The organism is Streptomyces sp. NPDC017448, from assembly GCF_044330565.1.
Lineage (GTDB): Bacteria > Actinomycetota > Actinomycetes > Streptomycetales > Streptomycetaceae > Streptomyces.
Genome location: NZ_JBIRLM010000013.1, coordinates 201,556 through 212,131, shown reverse-complemented (window position 1 = coordinate 212,131; position 10,576 = coordinate 201,556). Strand labels below are relative to the sequence as shown.

General features: G+C 70.6%; 8 protein-coding genes. 2 read left to right on the top strand and 6 right to left on the bottom strand.

Annotation, left to right across the window (positions count from 1 at the left end):
- Nucleotides 1–296 precede the first annotated feature (296 nt).
- Nucleotides 297–1,697: a family 43 glycosylhydrolase gene (locus ACH4K1_RS22150; RefSeq protein ID WP_398090989.1), complete on the bottom strand. Its 1,401-nt coding sequence runs from the start codon at nt 1,695–1,697 to the stop codon at nt 297–299.
- A 299-nt stretch (nt 1,698–1,996) separates the two neighbouring features.
- On the opposite strand from ACH4K1_RS22150, the gene ACH4K1_RS22145 reads away from it, so the two are divergent.
- Complete coding sequence (locus ACH4K1_RS22145) at nt 1,997–2,182, top strand: hypothetical protein (RefSeq protein ID WP_398090988.1); 186 nt, start codon at nt 1,997–1,999, stop codon at nt 2,180–2,182.
- 24 nt (nt 2,183–2,206) lie between these two features.
- Here the strand turns inward: ACH4K1_RS22145 and ACH4K1_RS22140 are convergent, their stop codons facing one another.
- Nucleotides 2,207–2,350 (bottom strand): hypothetical protein, encoded by a 144-nt coding sequence (locus ACH4K1_RS22140; protein WP_398090987.1) that lies wholly within the window; start codon nt 2,348–2,350, stop codon nt 2,207–2,209.
- A gap of 969 nt (nt 2,351–3,319) precedes the next feature.
- On the opposite strand from ACH4K1_RS22140, the gene ACH4K1_RS22135 reads away from it, so the two are divergent.
- Complete coding sequence (locus ACH4K1_RS22135; protein ID WP_398090995.1) at nt 3,320–4,744, top strand: family 43 glycosylhydrolase; 1,425 nt, start codon at nt 3,320–3,322, stop codon at nt 4,742–4,744.
- A 561-nt stretch (nt 4,745–5,305) separates the two neighbouring features.
- Here ACH4K1_RS22135 and araA read toward each other — a convergent pair.
- The 4 genes from araA to ACH4K1_RS22115 form a co-directional block, all read right to left on the bottom strand.
- Complete coding sequence (araA, locus tag ACH4K1_RS22130; protein ID WP_398090986.1) at nt 5,306–6,796, bottom strand: L-arabinose isomerase; 1,491 nt, start codon at nt 6,794–6,796, stop codon at nt 5,306–5,308.
- Nucleotides 6,797–6,815: 19 nt separating this feature from the next.
- Nucleotides 6,816–7,478 carry an L-ribulose-5-phosphate 4-epimerase gene (locus ACH4K1_RS22125; protein WP_398090985.1) on the bottom strand — a complete coding sequence of 221 codons (663 nt, stop codon included), beginning with the start codon at nt 7,476–7,478 and terminating at the stop codon, nt 6,816–6,818.
- Nucleotides 7,478–9,154 (bottom strand): ribulokinase, encoded by a 1,677-nt coding sequence (gene araB, locus ACH4K1_RS22120; RefSeq protein ID WP_398090984.1) that lies wholly within the window; start codon nt 9,152–9,154, stop codon nt 7,478–7,480. The genes ACH4K1_RS22125 and araB overlap by 1 nt, the downstream gene beginning before the upstream one ends.
- A gap of 141 nt (nt 9,155–9,295) precedes the next feature.
- Nucleotides 9,296–10,327 (bottom strand): LacI family DNA-binding transcriptional regulator, encoded by a 1,032-nt coding sequence (locus ACH4K1_RS22115; RefSeq protein WP_398090983.1) that lies wholly within the window; start codon nt 10,325–10,327, stop codon nt 9,296–9,298.
- Nucleotides 10,328–10,576 lie beyond the last annotated feature (249 nt).

Genomic DNA, 10,576 nt, shown 5'->3' with positions numbered 1-10,576 from the left:
CTGTTCCGCGAGTTCGGCTTCACCCCCGAGCACGTGGCCACCGCCGCCCGGGAATCTCTCGAAGCCGCCGCACGCTGACGCCGGTAGACACCACTGGGGGTTGGTCGCCCGCTCGACGGCGTCGCGTCCTGGTGTTCCATCCCTGCGGCCCCCCTTGGGCCCCGGCCTCGGCGGTGGACCGGTGGACCGCACCCGTTGGCTGCCGAATCGGTGGGAGCCGACGGGTGGGGTTCATGCCGTGGAAGGCGTGCGGTCCTGCCGACGTCGGGCAAACGGTCCGGCTCGGAAGCTGGTGATCAGCCGATGCTCCACTGCTGAGCGTTGTTTCCGTTGCAGGTCCACTGCCGGACCTCGGCACCCGGCGCGGTCCCCCAGTTGTAGTCGTCCAGGCACAGCCCACTGTGCCGGTTGCTGAGAGTGGAGAAGCCCTCCCCCACCGCGCTGACGCGCCACTGCTGAGCGTTGTTTCCGTTGCAGGTCCACTGCCGGACCTCGGCACCCGGCGCGGTCCCCCAGTTGTAGTCGTCCAGGCACAGGCCACTGTGCCGGTTGCGGATCTGGTAGTAGCCACCGTTCACCGGTGTCATGGCCCAGTCCTGTACCGCCGACCCGTTGCAGGTCCACTGCTGTACGGCAGCCCCGGGCGCGGTCGCCCAGTCACGGTCGTCCAGGCACAGGCGGCTGTGCCTGTTGCGGAGGCCGACCGGCGCCGCGGCGGCGCCCGCCTCGCCGGACGGCCCCTGGACGACGGTCGAGGTGGACACCGGAGTACCGAGATCGGGCGCGCCGGTCGCCTTCCAGGAGATCTTCTGCACGCGGGTCGTGCGCGACGTCCCGCAGCCCTGCGCGGCCGAGGAGTTCGCGTGGTAGGCGATCCAGGTCTCGCTGCCGTCGGGAGAGGAGAAGAACGAGTGGTGTCCCGGCCCGAAGACGCCTGCGGCGTCGTCGCGCTGGAACAGGGGTTCGGGGTGCTTGGTCCAGGACGCGGCGGCGAGAGGGTCGCCGCCCCGGTACTCCAGCATGCCCAGCTTGTAGTTGGGGCCGTTGCAGTGGCTGGCCGAGTAGGTGAGGAAGGTACGCCCGTCACGCTGAAGGGCGAACGAACCCTCGTTGACCGCTCCGTCCTGCCGCTCCCAGGGCAGGGTCGGGGCCGAAATCCGCGTCCCGGTCGCGCCGGCGGTCCACGGGTTCACCATGGGCGCGATGTAGAGCGACTGCAGGTTGTCCTGCGGGGCGAAGGCGGAGAACGTCATGTAGAGGCTGCCGTTGAGCTTCAGCAGGCTCGCGTCGATGGCCCAGCCGTCGTCGGGCATGAGGTCGATGATGCCGCGGTCGGTGTACGGCCCCAGGGGGTCACGCCCGGAGCTCTCCAGGACGTGTGTCCTGCGGGGCCCGCCGCTCTGCTCGATCGAGTAGTACAGGTACCAGCGGTCGCCGACCATCTCCAGGTGCGGCGCCCACATAGCGGTCCCGCCGGTCCGGAAGACCAGGCGCTCCGGGGCGTCGCGCAGACCGGCCAGCGTCGGCGACCGGCGCATGACGATGTCGGACGACCACGTGGTGGCGACGTAGTAGTAGAAGCCCTCGTGGTACACCAAGGTCGGGTCGGCGCTGTTCGGCGCGCCGACCACGGGATTGGTGAAGGAGGGGCCGGGCGCCGCCTCGACCCGGGGAGATCCGATGAGGTTGATGCTCATGAGGGTGACGAGAGCCACCGCGAACAGGAGAAGTCGTCCTGCCGATGTCCGTTGTCGAGCGAATGACACTGTGCCTCCTGGGGCGTCGGCCGTGCTGGGTGAGGGGCGGAAGGAGCTGGGGAGCGGCCGTGGTGGGCACCAGGGGCCCCTGGTGCCCACCCCGCGCGAGGAACGGCTCTCGGGACCCCGGGGCCTCGCGGATCGGTGAGGCGTCGGTGCCCGACGCGGAAGGACGCGTCGGCACGGGCGGGCGGCGGGCAAGGCCGCCGGTCGCGTGGGCCTTGCGTTACAAGCGGTCCATGCCGTTGGCATCGGGCAGGGCATGCGAGTCGATGACGCCCGCCGGGCCGTCGTCGAAGAACGTCGCGGGCGCGGTGGTGGTGCGGAGGCCGGTGGTGTACGCGACTGCGACGACCGGGTATCCGCTGCTCTCGGGGACCGCCGAGCAGGTGATCCCGTGTGCCTGCCGGCTCCGGGCCCGGTGAACGGCAGACGCCCGGCTGGAGCAGTCAGGCCGCGTCGTCGGCGGCCACCGTGGTGCTGCTCGCCGCGTCGGGGGGCTGGGACGCGTGGGCGGGCACGGCGAGCAGGGCGGCGGCGAGGGAGGCCCCGACGAGCCGGCGGCCGGACCGTCTCCGGTGAGGTCTTCTCATGAGGAATCCATTCGCGTGGGGGCGGGCGCGGGGAAGCGGGGAAGCCCATGCCTGCTTTCCGAAGGGTGATCAGGAACGGGCGATTCCTTCTGCGGTGCGGTGAAGACGTGGGGGCGGGCAGGGTGGAGAGATCGTCCGGGTACGCGGCATGACGCCGTGGAGCAGCGATGCCCTCGGGCTCCGCCGAGCCGAGCCTTTCGTTCTCGCGACCGCCGGGAAGGCGCTCGACGTCCGCCGCCGACAGCAGCGGTTCCTCCGACCGTCCCCACGCGGTCGATCGCGAACACTCCTCGGGAGCAGTTTGCCCGCGGTCGGCACGAACGCCGGACCGGCGGCGGTGAGCAGCACGCAACGTAGCTCACACGTCCGCCACCGACAACCCCCTCTGTTATCGGTAACACGGACGTACTGGCCAGCAGTTCACCTCCGCCGACACCTGAACAGGCGGACCGCGGAACCACTCTCCTCCGCCACGCCGCCTCGCCGCCGACGCGGCCCACGCCCATGTTTCGCGGTGTTCGGCGAGTGTGACGAAACGGCCAGGGGCAGGTGCGGCGAAGAGGAGCCGCCGGCCGCGGAGCATGGCCGACGCGAGGAGTCGTTTCCGGGGGATTGAGCCGAAGAACAAGCGCTGTTAACGTTCACACCGATCGAGGCGTCCTTCGACCGCTCGTCGGTGACGGCCGGGCGGATTCACCACGTACCCGCCCTACCCGTTCTCGGGAAGGGCCGTGCTGCCGGAAGAGGCCCTTCGTGACCGAACCGCCGAAGAGACGCTGCCGGACCGACCGCCGGACGGGCGTTCTCACGGCTCGTGGACACGCTCCCCCGGGGTTCTTCCGCTTTCCCGCGCACGGACACGGCCCTCCCGCCCGCTCTTCCCCCACCCCGAGCGAACGCTCGACGCCGACCGCTGCCGTCCTCGCATCATCGACGAAGGAGATTCCCGTGAGGCTCAGAAGTCGCGGCCTGCTCACCGCGTCGGCCGTCCTGGCCCTGTTGTCGATCGGTCTACCCGCTCCCGCCTCGGCGGCCCCGCCCACCCCGGCGGCGACGTTCGTGAATCCGGTCGCCCTCCAACGCGCCGATCCGCACATCCACAAGCACACGGACGGCTTCTACTACTACACCGCGACCGTTCCGGCCTACGACCGCATCGTCCTGCGCCGCGCCACCACGCTGCAGGGGCTGGCGACCGCCACCGAGACAACCATCTGGACCAAGCACGCCGAGGGTGAGATGGGCGCGCACATCTGGGCCCCGGAGATCCACTTCATCGACGGCAAATGGTACGTCTACTTCGCCGCGGCCCCCGCCGACGACCCCTGGGCGATCCGTCCGTACGTCCTGGAGTCGAGTGCCGCCGATCCGCTCACCGGCGCCTGGAGCGAGAAGGGGAGGATCGGTCTGCCGCTGAACACGTTCTCCCTGGACGCCACCACGTTCGTCCACAACGGCGTCCGCTACCTGAGCTGGGCACAGGCCGATCCCGCTGTCGGCGACGGCACGGGCATCTACATCGCCCGGATGTCCAACCCCTGGACCATCAGCGGCCGCCCCGCCCGCATCGCCTCCCCCACCCACGCGTGGGAGACCCGGGGCCACCGGGTCAATGAAGGGCCGGCCTTCATCAGCAAGGGCGACAAAGTCTTCATGACCTTCTCCGCCAGTGCCACCGACAGCAATTACTGCCTGGGGCTCCTGACGGCCGACCGGACGTCCGATCTGCTGAACCCCGCTTCCTGGTCCAAGAAGCCCACCCCCGTCTTCACCAGCAACACGGCGACGGGCCAGTACGGTCCGGGCCACAACTCCTTCACCGTCTCCGAGGACGGTGCGTCGGACATCATGGTCTACCACTCCCGCACCTACCGGGACATCAACGGCGACCCGTTGAACGATCCCAACCGGCAGACCCGGATGCAGAAGCTGTACTGGAACAGCGACGGCACTCCCCACTTCGGCATACCCGTCGCCGAAGGCCCCACCCCCGTCCGCCTCTCCTCGTTCAACTTCCCCGACCGGTACGTCCGCCACTCGGGTTTCCGAGCCCGGGTGGAGGCGAACGTCGCCGACCTCGCCGACTCCCAGTTCCGCATCGTCAGCGGACTGGCCGGAAACGGCACCGTCTCCCTGGAGTCGGCGAACTTCCCCGGCCACTACCTGCGCCACAAGGGGTTCGAGGTCTGGCTGGAGAGGAACGACGGATCTTCTCTCTTCTCGGGTGACGCCTCCTACCACCGCAGGCCAGGCCTGGCCGACCCGGCGGCCGGCCTCTCGTTCGAGTCGTCCAATTACCCGGGCCGCTACCTGCGGCACTACGACGGCCTTCTGCAGCTGCAGCCGGTGAACTCCGCGCTGGACCGGGCCGACGCCACGTACACCACCTCCTAGAGTCGATCGTTCGGACCAGCGGTGGCAGGACAAAGCTGCCGGCCGGAGTGACGGTCGCGGCGTGCGCGGTGGCGCGAAGGACTTCGCGGGGACGGTCGACGGGGGCGATGGGGATCCAGCGGGTCCAGCCGGGGGGGGCACACACCGCATCGGCCGAGGCGCCGATTTCGCGGACCGAGCGGTGTGGAACGGCCTGACCCGCCGCTGCCCACCTGGTGACCCGTCGTCACACCGTCTTCTTCGGCCGGGGCCCCAAGGTCGCCGACCGACCGCTCCGCCGGTGCGGCAGCGGCTCAGTGATCGCTCCCGGTGCGAACCGCCCCGGCTCGAAGGAGCCGGGGCGGTTCGCGGCCGTGCCGCTCTGCACGCGGTACGGCAGGCAGGGCGTGGACCCGCCCTGTGCTCCCCTGCCCGGTGCCGGGGCGCCCGATCCGACCGGCGCGGGCCGGGTGGGGCACCACCTGGTACGGGCGGTTCGGCCGCCGTCGGCGCGCCTCTCGGGCTGCCCGGTCGGGTGGGGCCCCTCCTGCGGGAGGGGGCCACGTCACGTCTCGGCGCGGGTCACATCCGCTGGGCGAGCCGGTGGTACGCCTGGTTCCAGCGGAGACGGTCCTCGAAGTCATGGGCCGTGGTGGCGCCGTCGATCATCACCAACTCGGTGCCGGCCATCTGCGCGAAGTCGCGCAGCACGTCCGACCCCGCCGTGGTGAGGACCGTGTGGTGCGGGCCGCCGGCCATCAGCCAGCACTCGGCCGACGTGGAGAGCGAGGGCCGCGGCTCCCACACCGCCCGCGCCACCGGCAGACACGGCAGTGGCTCGTCGGGGAGCACGACATCGATGTCGTTGGCGACGAGCCGGAAGCGGTCGCCCAGGTCGGCCAGACCGATCACCGTGGCGGGGCCGGCGGCGGCGTCGAACACCAGGCGCACCGGGTCCTCACGCCCTCCGATCGACAGGGGGTGGATCTCGCAGGACGGCTGGGCGTCCGCGATCGAGGGGCATACTTCGAGCATGTGGGCGCCGAGGGTCTTCGGCGTGCCGGGCCCGAAGTGGTAGGTGTAGTCCTCCATGAACGAGGCCCGAGGGCCCATGGCCTTCGCGGCGGCGAGCAGTGCGGAGGTCTTCCAGTCGCCCTCACCGCCGAAGCCGTAGCCGTCGGCCATGAGGCGCTGGACCGCCAGGCCGGGGAGCTGGCGCAGTCCGCCGAGGTCCTCGAAGTTGGTGGTGAAGGCGCCGAAGCCGCCCTGTGCCAGGAAGTGGCGCAGACCGGCCTCGATGGCGGCCGCATCGCGCAGCGAGGAGTGGCGATCGCCGCCTCGTGCCAACTCCGGTGCCAGTCGGTAGAGATCGGAGTACTCGCCGACGAGTTCGTCGATCTCGTCGGCGGTCACGGCGTCGACGAGATCGACGAGGTCGTTGACGCCGTAGGTGTTGACGCTGACGCCGAACCGGAGCTCCGCCTCCACCTTGTCGCCCTCGGTCACGGCCACGTCGCGCATGTTGTCGCCGAACCGCGCCAGGCGGAGGTTGCGCATGCGGTGGAAGCCGATGGCCGCCCGGACCCAGTCGTCGACCCGCCTGACGACCTCCGGATCGGACACATGGCCGACCACGGTCTTGCGGGCCACCCCGATGCGGGTCTGTATGTACCCGAACTCCCGGTCGCCGTGGGCGGCCTGGTTGAGGTTCATGAAGTCCATGTCGATGGAGGACCACGGCAGTTCCCGGTTGAGCTGCGTGTGCAGGTGCAGCAGCGGCTTGCGCAGCGCGTCGAGCCCGGAGATCCACATCTTCGCGGGAGAGAAGGTGTGCATCCACGCGACCACCCCGACACAGTTCGGGTCGGTGTTGGCGGTCTCCAGTGTCTGCCTGATGGCGGAGCCCTCGGTCAGGACCGGTTTCCCCACGATATCGGCGCCGATCCGCCCGGAAGCGGCCAGCATCTCCTGGATCCTGGCCGACTGCTCCGCCACCTGGTTCAGGGTCTCGGGGCCATAGAGGTGCTGGCTTCCCGTCAGGAACCAGACCTGCGGCTTGGTTGTGGTGTTCATCGGACTTCCCCTCGTGGGCTCACTGGCCGTAGACGTTCTGGTAGCGCTCGTAGAGCCGGTCCACGGCGTCCGCGTCGATGGCGTCCGGGGTACCGAGCTGCTGGGCGTAATGGACGGTGCGGGCCACGTCCTCGACCATGACGGCCGCCTTCACCGCCGAACGCGCGTCGCGGCCGACGGTGAAGGGGCCGTGGCTGCGCATGAGGACGGCGGGCGAGCGGCTGTCGCGGAGGGTGTCCACAATGCCGCGCCCGATGGAGTCGTCGCCGATCAGCGCGAAGGGGCCGACCGGGACCTCGCCGCCGAACTCGTCGGCGATCATGGTCAGGACGCACGGGATGGGTTCGCCGCGTGCGGCCCAGGCGGTGGCGTAGGGCGAGTGGGTGTGGACCACGCCGCCGACCTCGGGCATGTGCCGGTAGACGTACGCGTGGGCGGCGGTGTCCGAGGACGGCGCCAGGTCGCCCTCGACCAGGTTGCCGTGGAGGTCGGTCACGACCATGGTGTCCGCGCTGAGGTCGTCGTAGGACACGCCGGAGGGTTTGATGACCATGAGGTCCTCCCCCGGAACGCGGGCCGAGACGTTTCCGGCGGTCCAGATCACCAGCCCGTACCGCGTCAGTTCGCGGTGCAGGTCGGCGACGGTCTGCCGGAGGTTCCTCACGCTGTCGGCGGCGTCCATCACTTCTCCTTCGATTCGATGGCGGAGCGGCGCATGGCTCGCAGCCTGCGCATGACGTCGTTGCCGCCCCGGCCGAAGTAGTCGTGCAGGGCGGTGTACTCGGCGAAGAGCCGGTCGTAGGCGGCGGCTTCCGCGGAACGCGGTCGGTAGACGGCCCGGTCGACCGAGCCCATGGCGGCGGCGGCGGCCCGGACACCGGGGTGCGCGCCGGCGGCCACCGCCGCGTGGAGCGCCGACCCGAGGGCCGGCCCCTGGGCGGAGCGGGTGATCGACAGCGGCATGCCGAGGACGTCGGAGTAGAGCTGCATCAGGAACGGGTTGCGCACCAGGCCGCCGGCGATGATGACCTCGTCGACGGGTACGCCCGCGGCGGTGAAGGTCTCCACGATCGTGCGCGTGCCGAACGCGGTGGCTTCGAGCAGTGCGCGGTAGACGTCCTCGGGCCGGGTGGAGAGGGTCTGCCCCACGACCATCCCGGACAGTTCGTGGTCGACGAGCACCGAGCGGTTGCCGCTGTGCCAGTCGAGGGCGATCAGCCCGTGCTCACCCACCTGCTGGTCCGCGGCCAGTTCGGTGAGCAGTTCATGGACGGACAGGCCCCGCTCCCGGGCCTGAACGTGGTAGCTCTCGGGGACCTGGTGCTCGATGTACCAGGCGAAGATGTCCCCCACGCCGCTCTGTCCGGCCTCGTAACCCCACAGCCCGTCGACGATGCCGCCGTCGACCGCGCCGCACATGCCGGGGACCTCGCGCAGGGTGTCGCCGTTGAGGACGTGGCAGGTGGAGGTGCCCATGATCGCGACCAGCTGACCGGGCTCCACGGCGCCGGCCGCCGGGGCGGTGACGTGCGCGTCGACGTTTCCCACGGCGACCGCGATGCCCTGCGGCAGTCCGGTCCAGGCCGCGGCCTCGGCGCTCAGGCCGCCGGCCCGGTCGCCGAGCCGGCCGATGGGCTGATCCAGCTTCTCGGACACGAAGCCGGCGAAGTCCGGGTTCAGTTCGGCGAGGAAGTCCGCGGCGGGGTACTCGCCGTCCTGGCGTATCCCCTTGTAACCGGCGCTGCAGGCGTTGCGTACGTACACGCCGGTGAGTCGCCAGACGATCCAGTCGGCGGCCTCCACCCAGCGTTCCATGGCCGAGTACACCTCGGGCGCCTCCTCCAGCAACTGCAGCGCCTTGGCGAACTCCCACTCCGAGGAGATCAGCCCTCCGTACCTCGGCAGCCACTTCTCCCCGCGCGCCCGCGCCAGAGCGTTGATCCGGTCGGCCTGCGGCTGTGCGGCGTGGTGGCGCCAGAGCTTGACGTACGCGTGCGGCTCCCCGGCGAACCCGGGCAGGTCGCACAGCGGGGTGCCGTCCCCGGTGGTCGGCACCATCGTGCAGGCGGTGAAGTCGGTCCCGATGCCGATCACACGAGCCGGATCGATCCCGGCGTCCGCGATCGCGGCCGGTACGGCGATCCGCAGAACGTCGAGGTAGTCCTGGGGAACCTGCAGTGCCCAGTCCGGCGGCAACTCCTGGCCCGTAGCGGGCAGGGACCGGTCGATGACGCCGTGGCGGTAGGCGTGGACGCCCGTGCCCAGCTCGGCGCCGTCCCGGACCCGCACCACTACGGCGCGTCCGGACAACGTGCCGTAGTCGACACCGACCACGAGGGAGTCAGGTTCGTCGGCCATGAAGCCACCTTTGATCGTTCGCAGAAGGACACCCGCAGTGTTATCGCTAACAATCTGGGCGTCAAGACATCCGCCGACAGGAATGTCTTGACGTGTGAGCGTGCTCAGTCAGGGATCAGGAAGAGGGACCGGGGGCGCGGCTCAGACGCGCGGTGCCGCGACGCTCTCGCGCGGGATGAGCGTGGGGTTGAGTGTGCGCCGCGAAGGTCCCGACTCGCCCTCGATCCGGGCCAGCAGAAGGCCGAGGGTCTCAGTGGCCACCCCGTCGAAGTCCGGGCGCACCGTGGTCAACGGGGGCGAGAAGAATGCGGCCTCGGGCACGTCGTCGAATCCGACGACACTCACGTCGCCGGGGACGCTACGGCCCCGCTCGGCCATGGCGCGGATGGCGCCGAGGGCCAGGTGGTCGTTGGCCGCGAAGACGGCGGTCACATCCGGCATGCGGGCCAGCATCTGACCCGCACGGTAGCCGGAGGAGGCGCTCCAGTCCGCGGAACTGACGGGAGGGATCTCCGCACCGGCCTCCTGAAGAGCGCGCTGCCACCCGCGCACCCGGCCCGCGGCGTCGAACCAGTCCGGCGGACCCGAGATGTGCCACACGGTCTGGTGTCCCGCGTCCAGCAGGTGCCGGGTGGCGGCGAAGGCCCCCGCCTCCTGGTCGACCGTGACCAGCGCCCCGCCCCGGCCGGGATCCCCGTCGACGGCCACGAGCGGGACGTCGGCCGGAATCTCCGCCAGCGCCTCGTCGGCGGAGGCGGTGGGAGCGATGACCACGATGCCGGCGACCCGCTGGTCGCGGTGGTGTTCCACCGCCGCGGCGATGGAGGAGCGGTCGAGGACGCGCACCCGTCGCACGCTCACCGCGAAGCCCTGGGCCCCGGCGGCCAGTTCGAAGGCCGCCAGCATCGAGGTCGGCCCGTACAGGGTGGAGTTCTGCGCCACCACGCCGATCTGCTGGGACCGGCCGGTCACCAGGGTGCGCGCGGCACGGTTGGGCCGGTACCCCAGCTCGGCGATCGCGGCACGCACTCTCAGCCGCGTCTGCTCCCGGACGTTGGGATGCCCGTTGAGCACGCGGGACACCGTCTGGTGGGAGACCCCCGCGAGTCGCGCCACGTCCGTCATCGCCGGCTCTCGCACCCGGGTAGCCGCCGAGGTGTCCTCCACCTGCATCTCCTGACTCCGCCGTTTCTGCCCGCCCGACACCTGTGAGGGACCACGCAGGGACGCGGCACCTTGAACCTTAACCAGGCTAGGGGGCCGACAGCCAGCGCCCCCTCCTCGCCTCCGCCGGGATGCGGACGTGGGGCGCTCCGAAGCTCTTGCGCACCCGGGCCGCCCCGACGATGAGCGCTAACATAACTCACCCCCTCATCTCGCTCTCGATGCGCAAAATCGCTGCATCCCAGGGGTTGACTGAGC